A 22,302-nucleotide genomic window follows, 5' to 3' on the forward strand; every position below is an offset into this window, starting at 1 on the left:
GGCATTCGATTCCACGCGAGGCGGGCGGCTGCCCCCTCGCGCTCCCCCGCCCCGACACAGGCGGATTCTGTTCAACCGAGGTTTTTCGACACGCTGAAAAATGGCGCTCTCCCATGGGGAGAGCGCCATTTTTATGCGTTTGATTAGAAATCCGCGTTGCCAACAGTTCTGGGATGGGGCAGGACGTCGCGGATGTTGCCGATGCCGGTGAGGTACATGACCATTCGCTCGAAGCCCAGGCCGAAGCCGGCGTGCTTGCAGCCGCCGTACCGACGCAGGTCCAGGTACCACCAGTAGTCCTCGGGGTTCATACCCAGCTCCTTGATGCGGTTCTCCAGCACGTCCAGCCGCTCCTCACGCTGGGAGCCGCCGATGATCTCGCCGATGCCGGGCACCAGGCAGTCGGCGGCGGCCACGGTCTTTCCGTCGTCGTTGAGGCGCATGTAGAAGGCCTTGATCTCACGGGGATAGTCGGTGACAAAGACGGGCTTCTTGAAGATCTGCTCGGTGAGGTAGCGCTCGTGCTCGGTCTGGAGGTCGCAGCCCCACTCCACCTTGTAGTCAAACTTGTCGTTGTTCTGCTTGAGCAGCTCCACCGCCTCGGTGTAGGTCACCCGGCCGAAGTCGGAGGAGGCCACGTGCTCCAGCCGCTCCTTCAGCCCCTTGTCCACAAAGGAGTTGAAGAAGTTCAGCTCATCGGGGCATTTCTCCATTACGGTGTTGATAATGTGCTTGATCATGGCCTCGGCCACGTCCATGTCGCCGGCCAGGTCGCAGAAGGCCATCTCGGGCTCGATCATCCAGAACTCGGCGGCGTGGCGGGTGGTGTTGGACTTCTCGGCCCGGAAGGTGGGGCCGAAGGTGTACACGTTGCCGAAGGCCATGGCGAAGTTCTCGGCGTTGAGCTGGCCGGACACGGTCAGGTTGGCGCTCTTGCCGAAGAAGTCCTGGCTGTAATCCACGGTGCCGTCGTCCTTCCTGGGCGGGTTCTCCATGTCCAGGGTGGTGACGCGGAACATCTCGCCCGCGCCCTCGCAGTCGCTGGCGGTGATGATGGGGGTGTGGACATACACAAAGCCCCGGTCCTGGAAGAAGGTGTGGATGGCGTGGGCCGCCACGCTCCGCACCCGGAAGGCGGCGGAGAACAGGTTGGTGCGGGGCCGCAGGTGCTGGATGGTGCGCAGGTACTCCACGCTCTGGATGGTGCGCAGGTACTCCACGCTGTGGCGCTTCTTCTGGAGGGGGTAGTCAGGGGTGGAGGGGCCCTCCACGGCGATGGCGTCGGCCTTGACCTCCAGAGGCTGCTTGGCCCCGGGGGTGAGGACCACCTTACCGGTGACGATAAGGGCGGCGCCCACGTTCTGCCCGGCGATCTCCTTGTAATTGTCCAGCACGCCGGCGTCCATGACGATCTGAAGGTTCTTGAAGCAGGAGCCGTCGTTGAGCTCAATGAAGCCGAAGGACTTCATGTCCCGGATGGTGCGGGCCCAGCCGCAGACGGTGACCGTCTGCCCGCCGAACTGCTCCTGGTCGGCGAAAATCTGAGAAATGGTCGTGCGTTCCAAAGCGAATCCTCCTCGATTCTTTGCAGTTGCCTCTCAGTATATCCTTTTTTCACCTGATTTGCAACCACTCCGGGCAGATTGACGGAGAAAAAAGCCGCCCCGGACGTTCAAGCCCGGGACGGACTGCGCTCATATGCGCTCCGGACGTTTCAGCCGCCGGGAGAGCGCCCACACCGCCCAGGCGGTCAGGCATCCCAGCACCGGCGCCGCGCACCACCAGCCCGCCAGGACCCACGCCATGGCGTACCACTCGGCGGAGGCCACAAACCACAGCCCGGGGACGGCCAGCAGCACGGCGGGCAGGAGGATGCGCCATTTTAGTTTGGCCGTCCGGCACAGGAGCAGCTCCAGGAGGAACATGGGGATGAAGTGGGCGTACAGCAGCAGAAGCTGGTGCCATGGGGGGATATCCAGCGGGAGGTCCCAAAAGGCCGTGACCAGAACCGCGGCGTAGGCGGCGAAGGTAATCAGGGTGAGGGAGAGCAGGACAGCATTTCCTTTTCCGTTGATGCGTACCATAACAACACCTCATTTCTAAAGCCGTTCAGTATATCAGTACATTGGGATGAAAAAGAGCCAGGGGGCGGTGACCAGGGCCATAGCCAGGGCGATGATGTGCTTTTCTCTGGCCGTGAGCAGGTCGCACCTGCCCATGGCTTTTTTATCAAAGAAGTAGATGCACACCCCGGCAATGGCCACCCCGGCCAGGGTCCACAGAAAGGCGGCGGGATGGGCGAAGGCGTTGTGCATGATGTGGCCCACCGAGGACTCCCACCAGCTGCCAAAGGGGACGGCAAGAAGCCAACCCAGCAGCATCCACGCCACGCCGATAGCGTCGGCGGCAAAGCCCAGCAGCCAGAACTTCCACCACAGCTGCTTTACCACCCCGCCCTTGTCCCGGTGCTTCAGGGCCAGCAGGGTGAGCAGGAGCAGCAGACAGTCGACCAGCAGGTTGCCCGGGATGACAATAAGCCACACCTGGGGGAAGAGCACCAGCATCCAGATGGGGAAAATCACGTTGTAGAGCCTGTGTTCCCGTTTCATTTTTTCATCCTCCTCTCTTTGACGGTACGGAACAGGGCGCCCACGGTGTTGCCCAGCAGCACGGAGCACAGGACGATGGGGATCATCGCTCCGTCGGCCACGTTGGAGACCAGCCTGGCCAGCAGAACGAAGCAGAGGGTCAGCAGGGCGCAGACTACGGGGTACAGGGGGCAGAAACCCTGCCGCCGGCCCAGGAACAGCCCGGAGAAGAAGCCCCCCGCCGGCAGGATGAGCATGGCGTAGATGGCGGAGAAAATGGGGATGGGGGATTCGCACAGCCGCAGCACCATGGGCAGAACCAGGCACATGAGGGCCGCGAAGGGGAGGTAGGGCAGGGTCTCCCGCCACTTCAGGGGGGACGGTCCCGGGGAGAGGCCCAGCCTCTGCCGGATGGCGGCCACCTCCACATACCAGCCCACCCAGCGGCCCAGCCAGATGAGCAGATAGACCGCCGCCAGCAGCCCAAGATAGAGCGCCACAGGCCAGAACTCCCCCCAGTTCCACCCGCACAGGACCACCAGCACCGTGAGCGTACCGGCGGTGGCGGCGAAGTGGGCCAGGGAGCGGAGCACCAGGGTGGGGCCGTCGTCCGCGAAGGGCAGGGTGGACAGCCCCACCACCGCCCCCATGAGGAAGTAGAGCCCCAGCTGAATGGCAAAGGCCAGGGGGGCGGAGCCGGTCAGGTACTCCAGGTCATAGCTCACCAGCCGGAAGATGGGATTGGGCCCCATGGCGATGAGCCCGCCGCTCACCAGACCGTTGAACACCCCGCCCAGGGGGATGAGGGCGGCGATGCCGATGAGTCCGCCCAGGAGAATGCGGATAAGCCACTGCTTCTGTCTGTCCGTCATAGCGATTCCCTCCTCTCACAGCCCAAGGGCTTCCTTGATCTTTTTCACGTACCGGCGGGACACATAGCACACCGTACCCCCCGCCAGGGTCATCTTGATGGTGCCTGTCAGGGTCAGGTCCAGGGCGGTGACCTTGCGCAGGTTGACGATCTCCGACTGGGAGATGCGCACAAAGGTGTGCCGGTCCAGCCGGGCCTCCAGCTCGTAGAGCCGCTCCTTCAGGTCGAACACCCCGTCGGCGGTCTGGGCCCTGACCCCCTTGTCCTCCCCGTAACACCGGAGCAGCTCTTCCGCCGGGATGGGGAAGGCGGCGCCCTCCCGCCAGCCGATGAGCCGGTCCCCGCTCTCCAGCCGGGCGGCCAGGGCCTTTATCTCGTCGGTGAGGGCGGGGGCCGTGATGGTCGCCGAGGGCGCGCCGCAGCCCGGGTCAATCTTTATGATAACCTTCATGGAACCCACCCCCTTTTCACCTTAACTATAACCAAAAAGAGACCGTCTGTCCATGCCATCGGGACAGACGGTCTCTCTGCCGGAATATTCGGTTGCAGATGGCTCAGGGAGCGCCCGCTTCCCCCACTGTGTAGGTCCAGGAGCCGTCCTCCGCCATCTGGGCGGTACAGTCGGAAAAGGCATAGCTGTCCGTGCCGGAGCGCCACTTCCGGGCCTCAAAGCCGGTCTCCGCGTCCCCTGTGATGGAGAACAGACAGCCGTCCTCCCAGGCGCAGAGGTTGGGGTCCTCCTCACCGCCCTCTGTCATGGGGGTGAGATAGCCCTCCTGCCAGAGCACCTCCAGAGGTACCTCCATAGCGGGCGACAGACGGCAGTCCTCGCCAAAGCGCCAGGCCAGGCCCGCTTTCTCGCCCGGGGTCAGGTCGGTCAGGCCGGACAGGTCCACAGCCAGCTGCTTGGCGCCCTCGTTCAGGCTGGGCTCTGCCGCCCACAGGTCGTTGAGCACCTGGAGGTAGAGGCCGCAGCAGCGGTCGTCCACGCTGCTTCCGTCCCCATCCAGGGCGTAGACCTCATAGAAGCCGGCGGGGCAACTGTACTGTACTGTCCCGTCAAAGGTAATGGTGATTTTCATGCCGTCTGCCAGGTCGTCCGGCGTGGCCGGGTGTCCGTCTATGGTGACGGGGCCATCATCCGCACCCAGGCGGTAGATGCCGCTGCCCCCATCCAGGTCGGCCACCATCAGGGCGCCTGTCTCCGCCCCGTCCACAATGCGCACGGTCAAGGTGAACTGCTTTCGCGCGCAGGCGGTCAGAACCAGCAGCCCGGTCAGGGCCAGCGCCAGGAGCCGAATTTTCATTGTACTTCCTCCTCCTTCCAGGTTTGGTTCTGTTTTTCAGACGTTTTTTATGATAAAAAGTTCCGTTTGTCCCTTGACAGGGGAGAGAAAAGATGTATAATAAGCAAATGATTACAAAACAAACTTTTGCTTAGGAGGCGAGGCCATGACCCAGCGGGAACGACAGATTCTCAAGTGGATTGAGGAGAACCCCCTCATCTCCCAGCAGGAGCTGGCGGAGAAGGCGGGCATCACCCGCTCCTCGGCGGCGGTGCACATCTCCAACCTGATGAAGCAGGGGCACATTGCCGGCCGGGGGTACATCGTCCGCACCGCACCCTACGCGGTGGTGGTGGGCGGCGTGAATATGGACATCGGCGGCCGTCCGTCCCACAAGCTGGTGCCTGCCGACTCCAATCCCGGTGCGGTGCGCATGAGCCTGGGCGGCGTGGGACGGAACATCGCCCACAACATGAGCCTGCTGGGTATGGATGTGCGGCTTCTCACCGCCTTTGGTGACGACATAAACGCCCAGCGCATCGCGGCCAGCTGCGGCGAGCTGGGGATTGACGTGAGCCAGTGCCTGACCGTGCCCGGCGGCGCTACCTCCACCTACCTCTTCATCACCGACGAGCGGGGGGACATGGCCCTGGCGGTGAGCGACATGGAGATTTACCAGCATGTGACCCCTGCGTTCCTGTCCAGCCGGTCCCGTCTGCTCCAGAACGCTCAGCTCATCGTGGTGGACACCAACATTCCCGCCGAGTCCATTGCCTGGCTGGCGGAGAACGTGCGGCTGCCCATCTTTGCCGACCCGGTATCCACCGCCAAGGCGGAGAAGCTCCGGTCGGTGCTGGGCAGGCTCCACACCCTCAAGCCCAACCGGCTGGAGGCCGAGCTGCTCTCCGGCGTGGCCATCACCGACGAGAAGAGCCTCAATGAGGCGGCGGACGCCCTGCTCTCCACCGGCCTGCGCCGGGTGTTCATCAGCCTGGGCGGGGACGGCGTGCTGGCCGCCGACCACAATGGCCGACTGCATGTGCCCTGCTGCCCGGGGGAGATGGTCAACACCACCGGCTGCGGGGACGCGGGCATGGCGGCCATCGCCTGGGCCTATCTGGAGGGTACCGGCCTGGAGGGCACCGCCCGTGCCGCCATGGCGGCGGGGGCCATCGCCATGGAGAGCGCCGAGACCATCAACCCCAATATGAGCGCACGCCTGCTGAAAGAGCGCATGGGCGCATAAGCCTGAAACAGAAAAATTCACTACAAAATGTAATATACATAAAATATTATTCTGGAGGTAATTAGAAATGAGCCTGAACAAGTATCTGGACGTCGCCCCTGAAGTGGCCGAGGCCATTGCCGCCGGTAAGCCCGTGGTGGCCCTGGAGTCCACCATCATCTCCCATGGCATGCCCTATCCCCAGAACGTGGAGACCGCTCTCAACGTAGAGCAGATCATCCGTGAGAACGGTGCCGTGCCCGCCACCATCGCCGTCATCGGCGGCCGCCTGAAGGCCGGCTGCACCAAGGAGGAGATCGAGTACCTGGGCAAGAAGGGCCTGAACGTCACCAAGGCCAGCCGCCGCGACCTGCCCGTGCTGGTGGCCCGGGGTGAGGACGGCGCCACCACCGTCACCACCACCATGATCATCGCCCACATGGCGGGCATCAAGGTCTTCGCCACCGGCGGCATCGGCGGCGTCCACCGCGGCGCCGAGACCACCATGGACATCTCCGCCGACCTGGAGGAGCTGGCCCAGACCCCCGTGATGGTGGTGTGCGCCGGCGCCAAGTCCATCCTGGACCTGGGCCTGACTCTGGAGTACCTGGAGACCCACGGCGTGCCCGTCATCGGCTTCGGCACCAAGGAGCTGCCCGCCTTCTACACCCGCAAGAGCGGCTTCGGTGTGGACTACGAGATTGACACCCCCGAGGAGCTGGCCGCTGCCTTCCATGTCCAGGGCGAGCTGGGCTACAAGGGCGGCATGCTGGTGACCAACCCCATCCCCGAGGAGTACTCCATGGACGCCGACGTCATCAACAAGGCCATCAACGACGCGGTGGAGGAGGCCAAGGCCCAGGGCATCCACGGCAAGGCCACCACTCCCTTCCTGCTGGCCAAGATTAAGGAGCTGACCGGCGGCAGCTCTCTGGACTCCAACATCCAGCTGGTGTACAACAACGCAAAGCTGGCCGCCAAGACCGCCGCTGCCCTCAGTGCCCTGAAGTAAGGCTTGGCAAAGCACAGAACAAAGACGCAGAAGAGAGCTCTGGGAATTCCCGGGGCTCTCTTCTGCGTCTGGAGGAATAAAATATTTCCCAGAGAAAAAGTATGGATTGACAGCGTCAGTGGAACATGTTATCATTTGGTTAGTTCAAACTAATTATTAGAGAAATAAAACTCCTGAAAGGAGGAGCTTCTATGACAGCCCTGCTCTGGGCCGCGGGAGGCACCGGCTTCACCTTCCTGATGACCAGCCTCGGCGCGGCCATGGTATTCTTTTTCCGAAAACAGGTGACCGCCCTGGCCCAGCGGATCTTCCTGGGCTTTGCGGCGGGGGTGATGATTGCCGCCTCGGTCTGGTCCCTGCTGATTCCCGCCATTGAGGAGGCCGAGGCGGCCGGTATGATTGGCTGGATTCCGGCAGCGGGAGGCTTTGTCCTGGGCGTGGCCCTGATGATCGCCATGGACGGTCTGCTGCCCCACCTGCATCCCGGCGCCCGTGAGCCGGAGGGCGTGAAGGCGCCTCTGAAGCGCACCACCCTGCTGGTCTTCGCGGTGACCCTACATAACATCCCCGAGGGCATGGCGGTGGGCCTGTCCTTTGCCCTGGCGGCCCAGCACGGCAACGACCCGGCCCTCTACGCCGCCGCCATGGCGCTGGCCATCGGCATCGGCATCCAGAACTTCCCCGAGGGGGCGGCCATCTCCCTTCCTCTGCGTCAGGAGGGCATGAGTCCGGTGAAATCCTTCCTGTGCGGCAGCCTGTCCGGCTTTGTGGAGCCGGTCTTCGGGATTCTCACCGTGCTGCTGGCGGGGCAGATTGCCCCGTTGATGCCCTGGCTGCTCTCTTTTGCGGCGGGCGCCATGATCTACGTGGTGGTGGAGGAGCTGATTCCCGAGGCCCATCTGGGGGAGCACTCTAACGTGGGCACCCTGGGGGTTATGGGCGGCTTCCTTATCATGATGATTCTGGACGTGGCCCTGGGATAAAAGCAAAACAGCGGCGGAAACAGACGTTTCCGCCACTGTTTTTGTGATTACAGCTTTTTTCTGGCCGCCAGGAAGCCGAAGGCCGTGCCGCAGGCACCGCCCACCAGATGCATGAAGTTGGCCACATTGTCCTGGACAAAGAGGATGGAGTATACCTCCTGGCCCAGATAGAGCAGTGCCACCAGAATCAGGGTGACAGGGATGGAGCCGGCCTTCATACCCGCCAAAGAGGAGAGCATGATGAGCATGAACACAATGCCGCTGGCCCCCAGCAGGGCCACCCCGGGGAAGAAGATGCACTGAAGCAGGCCGGACACGACGGCGGTGAGCGCAATGCCCGCCAGAAGGGTGCCGCTGCCGTACTTCTCCTCCAGCGGCGGGCCCACCACCAGCAGCAGAAGCATATTGCCCAGAAAGTGGTCCCACCCGGCGTGGCCCAGCACATGGCCCAGCAGGCGGACAAAGAAGAGGGGAGAGACGGGAGCGCGGTAGACCGAGAAGAGATGGAGGGTGGTCCACCCGCCGGTGAGCTGGTCCAGCAGCAGAGCCGCCAGGGAGAGAAAGAAGAACGTGAGGATAACCGGGGAATTGTACTGAATTCGTTTCACCTGTATCACCTCAGAAGTAAAATGGGAGCGTCAGGGCTTGCAGTTGCCGCAGGGGGAATACCCCTCCTCCACGGCCTCCTCCCGGCTGGAGAACAGGACCCGGTTCTGCTCGGCGGGCAGGTTGGGGCAGTCTTCCCGGTGGAATACCTTGGAGTTCAGGTTGCCGATGCAGGCCTCCTGGGCGCTCTCGCTCTGGCTGGGCTGGGGGGAGGCCTGGCTGTCCCGGCCGGGGGTGGGGGCGGCGTCCTTTTCCGTGGTGAAGGTGACGGCTGTGCCGTCGCTCACCGCCACCACCGTGCCCTGCTGATCGGTGCGGTACACGGTGGCGCCCGCGTCCCGCAGGCGGCTGAGCACGTCGTCAGAGGGGTGGCCGTAGTCGTTATTCTCTCCCACCGAGATGACCGCATACTCCGGCATGACCTCCCGAAGGAAGGAGTAGCTGGAGGAGGTGTCGCTGCCGTGGTGGCCCACCTTGAGGACCGTGGCGGACAGATCCGCGCCCTGCTCCAGCAGGTCCTTCTCCGCCTTGGCCTCCATGTCGCCGGTGAAGAGGAAGGAGGTGGTGCCGAAGTCCACCCGCAGCACAATGGAGGTGTTGTTGGTCTCACTGTACTCGGCTACAGGGCCCAGAACGGTCACCTGGGCCTCACCCAGGGCGAAGGTATCGCCGGGGGCGGGGATTTCCGGCTCCAGCCCCTGGGCCTCGGTGTACTTGACAAAATCCCCAAAGGCCTTGGAGTCATACTCGGTGACAGGGGAGAGGACGTGGCTGGCTGTGCAGGTGTTCAGCGGGCCGGACAGGCCGCCCACATGGTCCTCGTGGGCGTGGGTGCAGACCACATAGTCCAGCTGGTCGATGCCCTGCTGGTCCAGATAGGACACCACCAGGCTGCTGTCGGCCACGTTGCCGCCGTCGATGAGCATGGTATCCTCTCCGCACACCAGCAGAGCGGAGTCGGCCTGTCCCACATCGATGAAGTGTACAGCCAGGGTAGAGCCGTCCGGTACGGAGGAAGCGCCGCCCGACGGCGGGGCGAGCAGGTCGCAGCCCGTCAGGGAGACGAGCAGGCAGAGCAGAGCGAGCAGGGGGGCGATACGTCGTTTCATGGGAACTCCTTTTCCGCGTTGGTATACATAATGTGCAGACACCAGTATAAACCAAAGCGGCAAAAAAGAAAAGAGCGGCTTGAAAAGAAGAGGACGGCAGTTTTCAGGGAAAGAGAGATAAAAGGGGACAGCGGTACATATCCTTGAAAGGGAAAAGGGGGTATCAGCCATGCAGAGACTGTCCGCAAAGCTCCTGACCGTATTTGTCGCCGCCACCCTGGCGGGGGCCTGTCTCCACTTCTTTTACGATTTTGTTCCCAACCCTGCCGTCGCCCTCATTGCGCCGGTCAACGAGAGCATATGGGAGCACCTGAAAATCATCTACTGGCCCTTCCTGGCGGGGGCACTGGTCCTCTGCCGCCGGAACGGGCGGGACTGCCTGGGGCCCTGGCTCCTGGCTCTGCTGGCCGTCTGTGCCGCCATGCTGGCGGCGGGATATCTCTACCATGTGGCGGCGGGCGGTGGGTCCCTGGCCTTTGACATCGGCCTGTATGTCCTGCTGATGGGGGCGGGCTTTCTGCTTCCGGCGGCCTTTGACCGCCCCGCCGTCCGGCAGCGGACCGACCTGCTTCTGCTGCTAACCGCAGCCCTGGGCGGGGCCATGGTGCTCTTCACCTTCCTTCCCCCGGACCATGTCCTCTTTGCGGACCTGTCCGGCGTCAATACCTGGCAGGTCATCCCCTATTGAGCAGAGCGAAAAAAACAGAAGAACCCCCTTTACAAATCGGAAAATCCTTGCTATAATAATTGAGCGCCTTAGGTGAGGTGCTCATGCGCGCCCGTAGCGCAATTGGATAGAGCGTCAGATTCCGGTTCTGAAGGCTGGGGGTTCGAGTCCCTTCGGGCGTACCACGTCGGAGCAAAGTCCGCTTTGCTCCGACGTCTTTTTATGCCAGAGGCAAAAAAGACGTCATCCGCCCGCTCCCTTGCTCCTCCTTTCCAACTGCGACCCGCTACGCTGGGCTCGCAGTTGGTGGGCCGCCCTGCGGGCGGCATTTTTCCCCATTAAGGAATATCGATTTTAACCGTCCCTTCCAAAAAGAAAGACACGCTGAAAGGCGTGTCTCAGTCTGCCGAGAAATCCGGTCTCCGCATATGTGTAGACCGGGTTTCTCGACACGCTGTGGCGGCAGGCACTTTTGTGCCTGCCGCCTTTTTAATTCCTATCTTCGGATGTACTCTGCCCGGAATAGAGTCTGCGGCTTATACCGCCGCCTGGACGAACCGAGCCAGGACAGCTGCGATTTCAGCCCGGGTAGCGGTGCCCTGAGGATCGCACAGGCCGCCGGGCTTGCCGAAGATGAGGCCGTACTTGACGCACAGCTCCACGCTGTCGCCCGCCCAGCTGCTGACTGTGTTCAGGTCGGTGAGGCCGCTGGTATCCGCAACCTGATCCAGCTCCAGACCCGCAGTTTCCATGTAGCGGATCAGAATGGTGCACAGCTGCTCACGGGTGATGGTGCCATCGGGGTCAAAGCCGGTGCCGGTACCGGTGACAATGCCGGCCGCGGCCGCCCAGTTCACCGCGTCGGTGTACCAGGTGCCGGCGGGCACGTCGGCAAAGCCGGAGGAGGCGGCCGTCTTCTCACCGTCGATGCGGTAGAGAACAGTGACCAGCATGGATCTTGTCATCAACGCGTCAGGGGAGAATACGCCGTTTCCGGTACCGTTGAAGAACTCGTGGGAGGTGACAAAATCAATGGCGTCGGAGGCCCAATAGCCGCTGCCCACGTCGGCAAAGGTCTTGCTGTTGCTGAACAGGCGGTAGGTGCCCTCCACGTCAGCCACATAGCTTACCTCTCCATTTTTCACCACTGCGAAGGGCAGAATCTCGGTGGTACCGTTCTTCAGTGTGACCTGGATCACGCTGCCGGAGGCATCCGGATCCACAATCATGGCGTTAATATCCGCCCCGGAGGAGAGGGTCCCGGCGGGGATGGTAATGGAGAGACCGTCGCCGGTAATGACAATGGGCTTGGAGGCGTTTTCTCTGACCAGCTGGGCTTCCTGGTCACTGGTCAGGTCCTTTTTCAACGTTACGGTTACCTGGTCGGCACCCACGGAGAGCTTGGAGCCGCCGTAGACAGCGGGAGGTCTGTAATCAGGCTCTTCCTCCTCCACCTCCACGTTGTACCCCAGGCTCCAGCCGGAGGGAGCGGGCATCACACCGCCGGCCTCACTCTCGGTTTGGCTCTTTACAAAGTTGGCCACCATCTGAGTGACAAGGCCCTGCTCGTCGCCCAGCGCCGCCTGAGAGGACCAGACTGCGTTGGCGATAATCTCGGCCTTCTCCTCCGTGCTGGAGGCATCCTTACCCATGGCCTTGACGAAGGGATCCTGGCCGATGACGTAGTTGTTGACGCCCACAATCAGGGTCTGAGTGTCGGTAATGGGCTCACCGGTGGAAGAGAGCTTCAGGTTCACTACCCGATCGCCCTCGGGCTTTGCCAGGTCGTACTGGAAGTCCAGGCCGTAGAACAGGGCGGTGACGAAGTTGCTCTGTACACTGTAGGTAATCTCATCGCCGTCCACCTGGGCGGAGTAGAAGGCGGCCACGCCCTCCAGCCACGCCTTCAGCTGGGCTCCGGTCATCTCAATGGCGTAGAGGTAGTTGTCGTAACGGTAGATCCGGTAGATGTCCTTCAGGGAGATGGGGCCGGCGGACACGGAATAGCGGTTGGAGACGATGTCCGTGGTGGCGGCCACATCCATGGCCACGCCGTTCTGCCGGGCGGTCCAGATCTGGGACCGGTTGACCAGGTCGATGGTATCGTTGTGGCCCAGGCGGAAGCTGCTGTTCCCGTCCCAGGTTCCAATGGCAGTGCCGTACTGGGCATTTACATAGCCCTCAGCCGCAGTAGCCGCGGGCTGGATGAGCGTCTTCAGCTCAGCGTCGTTCTCCAGCTTGCTCAGGCTCTGGTTGCCCAGGTCCTCCACGGCGGTGGTGAAGGTGCCGCTCCCGGCATCATAGGATACGGAGACCACCGCACGAGCCAGAGAGCCGCCGCCGCCGTTGATGACGGGAATCTGGTTGCCGTTCTTGTCGGGGGTGGTCCTGGTACGGTAGGACTGGTGGTCGTGGCCGGCGATGACCAGATCGATGCCGGTATTTCCGGCCACCATGCGGGCAATCTGGCTCTCCGTGTTGGTGCCGATGACAAGGTCGCCCTCGGTGTTGCCGCTGCCCATGCCGGAGTGGTAGGCGATGATGACGAAATCGCAGCCCTCGCCGCCCTCGGCCTCGGGCTTGCGCAGCTGGGTGACATACTTCTCCGCCTCAAGGGCCATGTCACGGGTGGGGTTGCCCGGAGGTGTCAGGGTCACGCCGCCGGTGCCGTCCTCGCCCACGCCGAAGTTGGCGGGCACATCGAACTGGTCGCAGTCGGTGTTCTCAAAGCCGATGATGCCCACCTTGAACTCCTGGCCATCCACCTGGAAGGTCTTGGTGATGTAGGGAGTAAAGGCATTCTGCCCGGCGTTGTCGCCGTCCCGCCAGTACAGGTTGGCGCCAAGCACGTCCACGCTGCTGCCGTTCTCGTCATCCTCGGCCTTCAGTTGGCCATACATGGACTGCATGACCTCCCAGGAGTAGTTAAACTCGTGGTTGCCCAGGACAAGGGCGTCGTAACCGATGTTCCGCAGTGCCAGAACCATGGGGTTGTTTTCCCCGTTCTGGGAGAGAATGTTGTAGGTGGAGATGGTGGTGCCCTGGAAGAGGTCGCCGTTGTCGATGAGAATGGTGTTCTCATACTCCGCCCGGATGCTGTCCACTGCGGTGGCCACCTTCAGGAGGCTGTTGTTCACGCTGGCATCGGTAAGCACATCGGTGTCCCACACCTTGCCGTGCATATCGGTGGTGGACATGACCATGATCTCGGCGGGCTGGTGGCTGCCGGGGTTGGCGCCCGGATGGATGGTCCAGTGGGTCTGAGTCCCGGGAGTGATGGTGCCGCCATCCTTGCACATGGCCTTGATATATTCACCCACAATGAGAGGGATGGAGCCGCCCACGGCGCCAAACTCGGCATCCACGGTGCCGTCCCAGATGGCCTGGCTCATATCAATGCCGGTTGTCTTGTACCAGCCGAACTCGTCCGCGTCCGCATTGGCGGCCAGGCGGTAGCTGGACAGGCCCACGATAAACTTGTCATCGTCCTTGACGGGCGTGCCGTCGGGCCAGGTCATGTTGACTACCCGGCTGCCCTCTTCCTCGCCCAGATACACCTCGTAGTTGATGCCGTAGGCAATATCTGTGCCGTATCCGCCGCCGGAGATGGTGTCGCCGCTGACTCTATAGATATTGCTGCAGTAGTCCAGCCAGTCCCTGAGCTGTTTGCCCGTCATCTCGATGGCGTAGAGCAGGTTGTTGTCGTAGCGGTACAGGGAATAGCAGTCCTTCAGACTGATGGTGGCAGTATCCGCCCCCTCACCAAACAGTCCCGCCATGGTAAAGCCATTGCTGGCCACAGGGCTGGTGATGGAGATAATGGTCTCTCCCTCATACTTCTCCGCGTCGGCACTCCGGGCAAGACCCTGCTCCACAGCCCAAATTTGGGCCTTGTGGATGAGGTCGGTTATATCGCCCTGGACAGAGTAAAGCGTCTTGCCGCTTACGGTATCCCACTCGCCGGACAGCGTGCCGATGGGCTCATTGACAAAATCCACGGCTTCATCGTAGGTGGGCTTAATCAGAGCGCTCAGTTCCTCATCGTTGGTCAGGACATTGTCTCCCAGGTTGATGAGGGTGCTCTCGCCAAAGGAGAAGGTCCCGTCGCTGTTGAGGGTGATGGGGGTCTTGGTCAGACGGCTGGTGCCGCCGTTGACACAGGGGACGCTCTCGCCGTTCTTATTCTGCAGGGTGCTGGTGCCCACGGAGTGGTTATGACCGGCGATGACCATGTCAATGCCATCGGTGTTGGCAACAAAGTAGGCCAGCTGGCTCTCCACGTTGAAGCTGTCGGCAGAGCCCTCGCCGCTGTGGGCAGCCACAATGACAATGTCACATTTCTCTTTTTCCAGCTCCGCCTTCCACTTGTTCTCCCACTCCCAGGCGTAGGAGCGGTCCGTGTTGCCGTCGCTCCAGAACTGCATGCCCTCATAGTGGGATGCCACATCCCAGTTGGGCACGTTCATGTTCTCAAAGCCAAGCACGGCAATTTTGAAGGTCTTTTCCCCCGCCTTGAACTCCTTGATTACATAGGGGACATACGGGTCCGCGACCTCGCCTGTCTCGCTGTCCAGCAGGTTGGCGCACACGGCGGTCACCGGTGTGCCGGGCACATCCCCATCAGCGGGGGCGGCCAGCATGTCATAGAAGTTCTTCTGTACCGGCATGGTATAGTTGAACTCGTGGTTGCCGGGGACAAACACATCGTACCCGCAGTAGCGCAGGCACAGCGCCACCGGATTGTTTGCGCCGCCCTCCACATTTACGTTGTAGCTGGTGATGGTGGTGCCCTGAATGGCGTCGCCATTGTCAATCAGGATAGTGCCGTCCATGGCGGCCCGCTCCTGAGCCATGGCCGTGGCTACCTTTAAATAGCTGTTGTTGATTGTTCCGCCCACGGGGTTTTCGCTGTACACCTTGCCGTGCATATCCGTGGTGGAGTAAACACCGATGGTTACGGACTGAACCTCGTCATCTGCTGCGTATGCAGCGGGGAAGAAGCTGACGCACATTGCCAGCGCCAGGACGGTTGCCAACAGACGGTTGCGTTTCTTTTTCACAGCTTTCACCCTTTCTTTTTTCTGTGCAGAAATTGCAAAACTGCCTCTGTCAGAAAAAGCATTCAAAGCCATTGCGCCACGTTTGTCAAGTTTGCGTTTTTCTACACCTGCCCACTTCCTTCTTTGTAAATTTTTATCTTTTTTCACCGCCTTTCCCATTTAACACATTACTTAATTTATTATATTAATAAAATGGACATTTGTCTTGGACAAATGTCCATTTTATAATTCATTTTGATTAATATAGAGGCTTAAATTTACTTATTTTCTGTAAAAATATCACAATGCTTTTGGCGGCGTCCTCCGCCTCTTTGAAGCGCACAGTGTGGGCTCCGCTACATGGGTTCGTGCGCCCTGAAGTTTCTGCCTGGAACTTTCCCGGCCGGTGTGCTATGCTGTAGAAAAAGACAGCCGGGGGCGGTATCATGGGCCAGGTTTTGGACGAGCGTCTCATCTATGAGATTTTATCCGTGGTAGAGGAGATTCCGGCGGGCAGGGTGGCCACCTATGGCCAGATTGCCCGCCTCATCGGCAGAGCGAAAAACGCCAGGCTGGTGGGCAGGGTGCTCAGCAGTGCGTCCTGCTACGGCGGCTATCCCTGCCACCGGGTGGTTAACCACGCCGGACGCCTGGCACCGGGCTGGCCGGAGCAGCGGGACCTTCTGGAGGCCGAGCGGGTGGCCTTCCGGCCCGACGGCCGCGTGGACATAAAGCGGTTCCAGTGGGACGCGGGAGCGCCGGGACAGGAAGAATAAGAAAAAGCAGCGGGCCTCACCATATCGCCGATACGGTGAGGCCTGCTGCTTTTTCAAGGACAGACCCGGGGAGAAGGTCAGTCCAGAAAATCCTTCCGGTAATTGACGCCGAAGTACTCGGCCAGCTCCTTCAGCTGGCTGTCCATGATGGTGTTCTTCCGGGGCAGATGGGCGGTGAGCATGTAGATCTGTGCGGCCTTCTCCACGGTCTCGATGAGGCCGAAGGTCTCGTCCAGGGTCTTGCCGGCGCCGTAGATGCCGTGCATGCCCCACACCACCAGACGGAACTCCTCCATCTTTTTGGCAGTGGCCTCGCCGATGGAGTTGGTGCCGCAGAGCATCCAGGGCAGCACGCCCACGCCGTCGGGGAAGACCACGATGCACTCGGTGCACATCTCCCACAGGGTGTGGGTGAACTTTCTCTCGTCCAGCTCGTGGACATAGTTCATGGCCAGGGTGTAGGTGGGATGGCTGTGCATGACCACCCGGTTTTCCGGGTCCACCTTCAGGCGGGCCATGTGGCTCATCAGGTGGGCGGGCAGCTCGGAGGTGAATTTGCCGCCGTCCCTATAGCCCCACAGCAGCTCGGCGGTGGTGCCGTCCCGGGCGATGCGGATGACGCCCAGGTTGGTCTCCGGGTCGGCCTCCACGTTCTTAAAGTACTTCCCGGTGCCGGTGACGATGAAGTACTTGCCGATGAGGGCCGTGGCGTCAAAGCCGGTGGGGATGGTGCGGATGACCTTGCTCAGGTCCAGGTACTCGGCCACCTCTTCCTCGGGCAGCAGATAGCTGATGTTGCCGCCGTTGCGCTCGTCCCAGCCCATGCGGTACATGTTGGCGGTGGTGCGCTTCATCTCCTCCACAAAGGGAGCGGTCAAAATATCGTTCATTGCGTCTCTTCTCTCCTATCTCACATCAGCTGGCGGAACAGGCTCTTGAAGTCCTCCACGGTGGCCTCTCTGGGGTTGCCGGGGGCGCAGGCGTCGGCGGCGGCGGACTGGGCCAGGAAGTCCAGGTCCTCCTCCTTCATAGCGGGCAGCTTGGTGGGGATGCCCACGTCTTGGGACAGCTGCCGCACCGCATCGATAGCGGCCTTGCGGTAGGCGGCCTGGTCCATGCCGGCGGTATCCACGCCCATGGCCTCGGCGATGGCTTTGAACTTCTCGCCGGTGTACTCCTGGTTGAACTCCATTACGATGGGCAGCATCATGGCGCAGGCCACGCCGTGGGGGGTGTCGTACACGGCGCCCAGGGTGTGGGCCATGGAGTGGGCGATGCCCAGGCCCACGTTGGAGAAGGCCATGCCGGTGACGAACTGGCCCAGGGCCATGCCCTCGCGGCCCTCGTCCTCGTTGTTCACAGCGCCCCGCAGGCTCTTGGAGATGAGCCGGATGGCCTCCAGGTTCAGGCAGTCGGCCAGGGCCCAGGCGGCCTTGGTGGTGTAGCCCTCAATGGCGTGGGTCAGGGCGTCCATGCCGGTGGAGGCGGTGAGGCCCTTGGGCATAGTGGCCATCATGTCGGGGTCCACGATGGCGATGTCGGGGATATCGTTGGTGTCCACGCAGACGAACTTGCGCTTGCGCTCCACGTCGGTGATGACGTAGTTGATGGTGGCCTCGGCGGCGGTGCCGGCGGTGGTGGGCACGGCGATGGTGAACACGGTGCGGTTCTTGGTGGGGGCCACGCCCTCCAGGGAGCGGACGTCGGCGAACTCGGGGTTGTTGATGATGATGCCGATGGCCTTGCCAGTGTCCATGGAGGAGCCGCCGCCGATGGTGATCATGTAGTCGGCGCCGGACTTCTTGTAGGCCTCCACGCCGGACTGGACGTTCTCAATGGTGGGGTTGGGCTTGATGTCGGAGTAGATCTCATAGGCCATGCCGGCCTCGTCCAGCAGGTCGGTGACCTTCTTGGTGACGTTGAACTTGACCAGGTCGGGGTCGGAGGCGATGAAGGCCTTCTTGCAGCCCTTGGCGGCCACCAGACCGGGGATCTCCTTGATAGCGCCCTTTCCGTGATAAGAGATGGCGTTGAGCACAAAACGATTGACCATGGTAATACTCCTCCTGTATCTTTTCCGTTTTATTTGTGATATCAATTCAGCGCTTGGAGAGCACGTCCCGCTCATACTGGAGCACGGTGTCCAGCCAGGTGCCGTCCAGGGGCGCGCCGCACCGGCGGCAGTACTCGTCCCACACGTCGCCGAAGGGCATGGTCTTCAGCTCGTCCTGACGCACCAGCACGGCGGTCAGGTTGCCGGCGTCCTGGTCGGCTTTCAGGCTGTCGCTGGGAGTGAGCAGGGCGCTGAGCAGAGCTTTCTGCCAGTTGCGGAAGCCCAGGGTCCAGGCCGCCACACGGTTGACCGAGGCGTCGAAGTAGTCCAGGGCCATCTTCACGCTGCCTTCCAGGCCGCCGCAGCGGACGATCTCCTTGGCCATCTCACGGGTCTCGTCGTCAAAGAGGACCACGTGGTCGCTGTCCCAGCGGACGGGGCGGGTGATGTGGAGGGCGATCTCGGGGAAGAACACCAGCAGGGCGGGAATCTTGTCGCTCACCACCTCGGTGGGGTGATAGTGGCCGTTGTCCATGAGGGGAATGCACTTGCCGGGGTTGGCGGCGGCGTAGCTCAGGGAGAACTCGGCACTGCCCACGGTGTAGGCCTCCACGCCGATGCCGAACACCTTGGACTCCACGCAGGGCTTGACCTTGTTGAAGTCAAAGGGCTCGGAGAGAATCTCGTCAATGGACGCCTTGTAGCGCATCCGGGGACCCATGCGGTCGGCGGGGATGTCCTTGAAGCCGTCGCCGGTCCAGATGTTCATGACGCAGGGCTGACCCAGCTCCTCGGCCAGGTACTGGCTGATGCGGATGCAGGCCTTGCCGTGGTCGATCCAGAAGCGGCGGGTCTCCTCGTTGGGGGAGGACAGGGTGAGGGGGTCGCACTTGGGGTGGGAGAAGAAGGTGGGGTTGAAGTCGCAGCCCAGGCCTCGCTCCTTGCAGAAGTCCACCCACTTCTTGAAGTGCTTGGGCTCCAGCTTGTCCCGGTCCACCCAGCCGCCGTTCTCGTCGTCAAAGATGGCGTAGTTGGCGTGGAGGTTCAGCTTCTTCATGCCGGGACACAGCTTGAGGACCATGTCCAGGTCGGCCATCAGCTCCTCGGGGGTACGGGCGCGGCCGGGATAATTGCCGGTGGTCTGGATGCCGCCGGTGAGGGGCTTGGTGGGGTCAGTGTCAAAGCCGCGGACGTCGTCGCCCTGCCAGCAGTGGAGGGAGACGGGAGCCTTTATCAGCCGCTCCATGGCCTGCTCGGTGTCCACACCCAGAGCGGCGTATTTCTCTTTCGCTTCGTTATACATATGCAGCCTCCTGCAGCAGAATATTTCCCAGGGCGGTGGCCTCGGGGGAGCCGGTGAGCACGCTCCGGCCGATGGCCTGCTCTGTCAGTTCATTGAGATAGGTGTTGTTGGCGCCGCCGCCCACAATGCACAGCACGTCAAACTTCTCGCCGGTGATGCTTTCCAGCTCGTCCAGCGCGGCGGCATAGGCGTGGGCCAGGCTCTGATAGATGGCGTGGGCGTACTGGCCGGGGGTCTGGGGTACAGGCCAGCCCTTCTGGGCGCACTCGCCGTCAATCTCCGCCCTGACCGACTTGGGGGCCAGGTAGCGGGCGCTGTTCACGTCCAGCCGGTAGTCGAAATTTGCCTCATCTCTGGCCAGCTGTGCCAGCTGGGCGAAGGAGTACCGGTCGTCCAGCTCCCGCTTGAGGCACTGGACCAGCCACAGGCCCATGATGTTCTTGAGGAACCGGATGGTGCCCACGCCGCCCTCGTTGGTGAAGTTGGCCTTCATGGCCGCGGGGGTGGTGACGGGCTGGGCCAGCTCGGCGCCCAGCAGGGACCAGGTGCCGCTGGAGATGTAGGCCGTGCCCTTTTGGGGCAGGGCGGCGATGGCGGAGGCGGTGTCGTGGGTGGCGGGGAGGACCACGTCGCAGTCAAAGCCCACCTGCGACCCGATGTCCGCCTTCAGGCGGCCCAGCTTTACCGGGGGCGTCCGGGGCGGGGCGGCGAAGAGCCGCTCGGGCAGGCCCAGGGCGGAGACAATCTCCATGTCCCAGGTTCTGCCCTTGGCGTCCAGCAGGCCGGTGGAGCTGGCGTTGGTGTACTCGTGGGCCTTGACGCCGGAGAGATAGAAGCTCAGGTACTCGGGCAGCATGAGGAAATCCGCCGCATGGTCCAGCCGTCCATGGGCCTTGTCCCAGCAGAGCTGGTAGATGGTGTTGAAGGGCTGGAACTGGATGCCCGTCCGCTCGTAGAGCTTGTCAAAGGGAACTGTCTTGTGGGCCAGCTCGGCGCCCTCAGCGCCCCGGCTGTCCCGGTAGCAGTACAGGGGCAGGATGGGCTGGTCCCGGCTGTCCAGCAGCACATAGTCCACCGCCCAGGTGTCGATGCCCACGCTGTCGGGCACAATGCCCTGCTCCTTGCAGGCTCTGAGGCCGCTGACCACCTCCCGGCACAGCCGGTCCAGGTCCCACACCAGATGGCCGTCCCGCTCATCGGGCAGGTTGGAGAAGCGGTAGACCTCTTTCATCTTCAGCTCGCCGTCCTCACGCCAGGCGGCAATGTGCCGCCCGGAGGACGCGCCGATGTCAATGGCTAAGTGTATCATGAAGTTCAGTCCTCCTGCTTGTGCCGTGCGGCGATGGCGGCCTGCTCCTCGGGCAGCTTCTTCTCCACGGTGAAGAAGAAGATCAGCGCCGCGCACACCACATAGGCGATGGTCTCCACCCAGATGTAGCCCACGGTGATGGTGCTCTGGACAGCGGCGGACTGGACAAGGGTCTCAGCGCCGCCGGTGGGCTTCTGGTAGTTAACCGCGCCCAGCATGGCCATGAATACGGCGTTCATGATGGGGGTGGCGGCCACCATCAGGGAGGAGTAGATGCTCATGGTCAGGCCGTCGGTGCGGATGCCCCGCTTGAACTCAATGTGGTCGATGACGTCGGCCAGCATGGCCAGGATCAGGTAGCAGGCGGGGGCGGAGCCCAGGCACTTGAGGGCCACGCCGATGGCCACCAGCACGAAGTTGTGGCTGCCCAGGCCGGCGATGACGCCGCCAACAGCGCCGGCCAGCATGCCCGCCATGCACACGGTGCGCTTGGAGAACTTGTTGGCAAGGGGCACCACGAACAGGGCGGCCACGGCCATGGGGATGGCGCCCAGAACGGACAGAACAGTCTGGGCCAGGCCCCAGTCGATGGTGCCGGTGGCGCCGATGACCCACTCACAGAAGTAGCTCATGGAGCCGTTCTTCATGGCGCCCGCCCACTGGAAGCCCAGGTAGAAGAGGATGACAATCCACCACCACTTCTCGCTGGTGACGGCCCCCAGCTGCTCACCCAGGGAGGCGGCCTTGGCCTTGGTTTCCTGGCTGCCGCCGGCGGTCATGGCCTCCTCGGTGACCCGCTCACGGGTGAACTTGTACTGGAGGAAGATGGTCAGGGCGGAGAAAATGGCCACCGCCAGCATAACCATGAACCACATGTTCTGGTCGTTCTTCATCACCTGGCTGACCAGGATGGGGAACACCATGGAGCCCACGCCCATGACGCCCAGACCGGCCACGTTGGTGAAGGAGGCCAGAGCGCCCCGCTGCTGGCTGTTGCGGGTGGACACGGGGATGAGGGTGGAGTTGGCGGTGTTGTAGATGGGGTAGGCCACGGCATAGTAGAGGTTGTAGGCGATGGCGATCCACACCATCCTGGCCGTACCCTCAAAGGGGACGATGAACATGAGCACGCTGGCCACCGACAGCGTCAGGGCGGACAGCAGCACCCAGGGCCGGGCCTTGCCCGCCATGCAGCGGGTGCGCTCGATGAGCTGGCCCACAATCAGGTTGGCGGCCACGATGAGGAGGGTGGACGCCACCTGGAGCGCCGAGAGGAAGGCCTCGTCCAGGGCCAGCACGTCGGTGAAGTACTTGTTGAGGAAGCTGGTGAAGATACCCGAGGAGAGCAGGGCGCCGAAGGGGCCGATGAAGTAGCCCAGCAGCATCTCGGGGAGCCGGACTTCTGAGGAGCGGATGAGGGAGCCGGTGAGGGGCGTGCTCCAGAAGTCATTCTTTTTGTTGTTCATAGTCCATGT

Annotated in this window: 19 protein-coding genes and 1 tRNA gene; 6 read left to right on the forward strand and 14 right to left on the reverse strand. The window is 62.3% G+C overall.

What is annotated here, in order from left to right; translation table 11 throughout:
• Positions 1 to 143: 143 nt before the first annotated feature.
• The 6 genes from asnS to QZY67_RS00455 all read right to left on the reverse strand — a co-directional run bounded on the left by asnS (position 144) and on the right by QZY67_RS00455 (position 4,766).
• Positions 144 to 1,565, reverse strand: a complete 1,422-nt coding sequence (gene asnS / locus QZY67_RS00430; protein WP_295368040.1) for an asparagine--tRNA ligase — start codon at positions 1,563 to 1,565, stop codon at positions 144 to 146.
• Positions 1,566 to 1,694: 129 nt separating this feature from the next.
• The gene (locus QZY67_RS00435; protein ID WP_295368041.1) at positions 1,695 to 2,084 is read right to left on the reverse strand and encodes a hypothetical protein; all 390 of its coding nucleotides are present in this window, start codon (positions 2,082 to 2,084) and stop codon (positions 1,695 to 1,697) included.
• A gap of 33 nt (positions 2,085 to 2,117) precedes the next feature.
• Positions 2,118 to 2,609, reverse strand: a complete 492-nt coding sequence (locus QZY67_RS00440; RefSeq protein WP_295368042.1) for a hypothetical protein — start codon at positions 2,607 to 2,609, stop codon at positions 2,118 to 2,120.
• A complete protein-coding gene (locus QZY67_RS00445) occupies positions 2,606 to 3,460 on the reverse strand; it encodes a DUF3021 domain-containing protein (RefSeq protein ID WP_295368043.1) in 855 nt (284 codons plus the stop codon). The genes QZY67_RS00440 and QZY67_RS00445 overlap by 4 nt, the downstream gene beginning before the upstream one ends.
• A 15-nt stretch (positions 3,461 to 3,475) precedes the next feature.
• On the reverse strand, positions 3,476 to 3,910 hold the full coding sequence (locus QZY67_RS00450) for a LytTR family DNA-binding domain-containing protein (RefSeq protein WP_295368044.1): 435 nt from the start codon (positions 3,908 to 3,910) through the stop codon (positions 3,476 to 3,478).
• Between the two features lie 103 nt (positions 3,911 to 4,013).
• Positions 4,014 to 4,766, reverse strand: a complete 753-nt coding sequence (locus tag QZY67_RS00455) for a hypothetical protein (protein WP_295368045.1) — start codon at positions 4,764 to 4,766, stop codon at positions 4,014 to 4,016.
• Positions 4,767 to 4,911: 145 nt separating this feature from the next.
• Here QZY67_RS00455 and QZY67_RS00460 point away from each other — a divergent pair, with 145 nt between their 5' ends.
• The 3 genes from QZY67_RS00460 (at position 4,912) to QZY67_RS00470 (ending at position 7,965) form a co-directional block, all read left to right on the forward strand.
• Entirely contained in the window at positions 4,912 to 5,991 is a 1,080-nt protein-coding gene (locus QZY67_RS00460) for a PfkB family carbohydrate kinase (protein ID WP_295368046.1), read from the forward strand.
• 67 nt (positions 5,992 to 6,058) lie between these two features.
• On the forward strand, positions 6,059 to 6,982 hold the full coding sequence (locus QZY67_RS00465; protein WP_295368047.1) for a pseudouridine-5'-phosphate glycosidase: 924 nt from the start codon (positions 6,059 to 6,061) through the stop codon (positions 6,980 to 6,982).
• Positions 6,983 to 7,173: 191 nt separating this feature from the next.
• Positions 7,174 to 7,965, forward strand: coding sequence for a ZIP family metal transporter (locus tag QZY67_RS00470; RefSeq protein WP_295368048.1), 792 nt, complete (start codon positions 7,174 to 7,176; stop codon positions 7,963 to 7,965).
• Between the two features lie 47 nt (positions 7,966 to 8,012).
• Here QZY67_RS00470 and QZY67_RS00475 read toward each other — a convergent pair whose 3' ends face one another.
• Together QZY67_RS00475 and QZY67_RS00480 are read right to left on the reverse strand one after the other, a co-directional pair.
• On the reverse strand, positions 8,013 to 8,573 hold the full coding sequence (locus QZY67_RS00475; RefSeq protein WP_295368049.1) for a rhomboid family intramembrane serine protease: 561 nt from the start codon (positions 8,571 to 8,573) through the stop codon (positions 8,013 to 8,015).
• Between the two features lie 30 nt (positions 8,574 to 8,603).
• Positions 8,604 to 9,680, reverse strand: a complete 1,077-nt coding sequence (locus QZY67_RS00480; protein WP_295368050.1) for an MBL fold metallo-hydrolase — start codon at positions 9,678 to 9,680, stop codon at positions 8,604 to 8,606.
• 169 nt (positions 9,681 to 9,849) lie between these two features.
• Here QZY67_RS00480 and QZY67_RS00485 point away from each other — a divergent pair, with 169 nt between their 5' ends.
• Together QZY67_RS00485 and QZY67_RS00490 are read left to right on the forward strand one after the other, a co-directional pair.
• Positions 9,850 to 10,368, forward strand: a complete 519-nt coding sequence (locus QZY67_RS00485) for a DUF6512 family protein (RefSeq protein ID WP_295368051.1) — start codon at positions 9,850 to 9,852, stop codon at positions 10,366 to 10,368.
• An 87-nt stretch (positions 10,369 to 10,455) separates the two neighbouring features.
• Positions 10,456 to 10,532, forward strand: a tRNA-Arg gene (locus tag QZY67_RS00490).
• Positions 10,533 to 10,883: 351 nt separating this feature from the next.
• On the opposite strand, the gene QZY67_RS00495 is transcribed toward QZY67_RS00490, so the two are convergent.
• Positions 10,884 to 15,407 (reverse strand): 5'-nucleotidase C-terminal domain-containing protein, encoded by a 4,524-nt coding sequence (locus QZY67_RS00495; protein ID WP_295368052.1) that lies wholly within the window; start codon positions 15,405 to 15,407, stop codon positions 10,884 to 10,886.
• A 425-nt stretch (positions 15,408 to 15,832) separates the two neighbouring features.
• Here QZY67_RS00495 and QZY67_RS00500 point away from each other — a divergent pair, with 425 nt between their 5' ends.
• Positions 15,833 to 16,162: an MGMT family protein gene (locus tag QZY67_RS00500; protein ID WP_294537256.1), complete on the forward strand. Its 330-nt coding sequence runs from the start codon at positions 15,833 to 15,835 to the stop codon at positions 16,160 to 16,162.
• Between the two features lie 77 nt (positions 16,163 to 16,239).
• Here the strand turns inward: QZY67_RS00500 and rhaD are convergent, their stop codons facing one another.
• The 5 genes from rhaD to QZY67_RS00525 are packed head-to-tail and all read right to left on the reverse strand — an operon-like array spanning position 16,240 to position 22,293.
• Positions 16,240 to 17,052 (reverse strand): rhamnulose-1-phosphate aldolase, encoded by an 813-nt coding sequence (rhaD, locus tag QZY67_RS00505; RefSeq protein WP_295368053.1) that lies wholly within the window; start codon positions 17,050 to 17,052, stop codon positions 16,240 to 16,242.
• 20 nt (positions 17,053 to 17,072) lie between these two features.
• Positions 17,073 to 18,215: a lactaldehyde reductase gene (gene fucO / locus QZY67_RS00510; protein WP_295368054.1), complete on the reverse strand. Its 1,143-nt coding sequence runs from the start codon at positions 18,213 to 18,215 to the stop codon at positions 17,073 to 17,075.
• A gap of 46 nt (positions 18,216 to 18,261) precedes the next feature.
• Positions 18,262 to 19,518 (reverse strand): L-rhamnose isomerase, encoded by a 1,257-nt coding sequence (locus tag QZY67_RS00515; protein ID WP_295368055.1) that lies wholly within the window; start codon positions 19,516 to 19,518, stop codon positions 18,262 to 18,264.
• The gene (locus QZY67_RS00520) at positions 19,511 to 20,827 is read right to left on the reverse strand and encodes a rhamnulokinase family protein (RefSeq protein ID WP_295368056.1); all 1,317 of its coding nucleotides are present in this window, start codon (positions 20,825 to 20,827) and stop codon (positions 19,511 to 19,513) included. The genes QZY67_RS00515 and QZY67_RS00520 overlap by 8 nt, the downstream gene beginning before the upstream one ends.
• A gap of 5 nt (positions 20,828 to 20,832) precedes the next feature.
• Complete coding sequence (locus QZY67_RS00525) at positions 20,833 to 22,293, reverse strand: MFS transporter (protein ID WP_295368057.1); 1,461 nt, start codon at positions 22,291 to 22,293, stop codon at positions 20,833 to 20,835.
• Positions 22,294 to 22,302 lie beyond the last annotated feature (9 nt).

Source organism: uncultured Pseudoflavonifractor sp., from assembly GCA_904419835.1.
Taxonomy (GTDB): Bacteria; Bacillota; Clostridia; order Oscillospirales; family Oscillospiraceae; genus Pseudoflavonifractor.

What these genes read in the sequence shown, in the direction of transcription:
- QZY67_RS00500 (WP_294537256.1), top strand. Translation starts at nt 15,833, where the DNA reads ATGGGCCAGGTTTTGGACGAGCGTCTCATCTATGAGATTTTATCCGTG.
- QZY67_RS00460 (WP_295368046.1), top strand. Translation starts at nt 4,912, where the DNA reads ATGACCCAGCGGGAACGACAGATTCTCAAGTGGATTGAGGAGAACCCC.
- QZY67_RS00450 (WP_295368044.1), bottom strand. Translation starts at nt 3,910, where the DNA reads ATGAAGGTTATCATAAAGATTGACCCGGGCTGCGGCGCGCCCTCGGCG.
- QZY67_RS00525 (WP_295368057.1), bottom strand. Translation starts at nt 22,293, where the DNA reads ATGAACAACAAAAAGAATGACTTCTGGAGCACGCCCCTCACCGGCTCC.
- QZY67_RS00435 (WP_295368041.1), bottom strand. Translation starts at nt 2,084, where the DNA reads ATGGTACGCATCAACGGAAAAGGAAATGCTGTCCTGCTCTCCCTCACC.
- QZY67_RS00440 (WP_295368042.1), bottom strand. Translation starts at nt 2,609, where the DNA reads ATGAAACGGGAACACAGGCTCTACAACGTGATTTTCCCCATCTGGATG.
- QZY67_RS00485 (WP_295368051.1), top strand. Translation starts at nt 9,850, where the DNA reads ATGCAGAGACTGTCCGCAAAGCTCCTGACCGTATTTGTCGCCGCCACC.
- QZY67_RS00445 (WP_295368043.1), bottom strand. Translation starts at nt 3,460, where the DNA reads ATGACGGACAGACAGAAGCAGTGGCTTATCCGCATTCTCCTGGGCGGA.
- QZY67_RS00455 (WP_295368045.1), bottom strand. Translation starts at nt 4,766, where the DNA reads ATGAAAATTCGGCTCCTGGCGCTGGCCCTGACCGGGCTGCTGGTTCTG.
- rhaD (WP_295368053.1), bottom strand. Translation starts at nt 17,052, where the DNA reads ATGAACGATATTTTGACCGCTCCCTTTGTGGAGGAGATGAAGCGCACC.
- QZY67_RS00465 (WP_295368047.1), top strand. Translation starts at nt 6,059, where the DNA reads ATGAGCCTGAACAAGTATCTGGACGTCGCCCCTGAAGTGGCCGAGGCC.
- fucO (WP_295368054.1), bottom strand. Translation starts at nt 18,215, where the DNA reads ATGGTCAATCGTTTTGTGCTCAACGCCATCTCTTATCACGGAAAGGGC.
- QZY67_RS00480 (WP_295368050.1), bottom strand. Translation starts at nt 9,680, where the DNA reads ATGAAACGACGTATCGCCCCCCTGCTCGCTCTGCTCTGCCTGCTCGTC.
- QZY67_RS00470 (WP_295368048.1), top strand. Translation starts at nt 7,174, where the DNA reads ATGACAGCCCTGCTCTGGGCCGCGGGAGGCACCGGCTTCACCTTCCTG.
- QZY67_RS00520 (WP_295368056.1), bottom strand. Translation starts at nt 20,827, where the DNA reads ATGATACACTTAGCCATTGACATCGGCGCGTCCTCCGGGCGGCACATT.
- QZY67_RS00515 (WP_295368055.1), bottom strand. Translation starts at nt 19,518, where the DNA reads ATGTATAACGAAGCGAAAGAGAAATACGCCGCTCTGGGTGTGGACACC.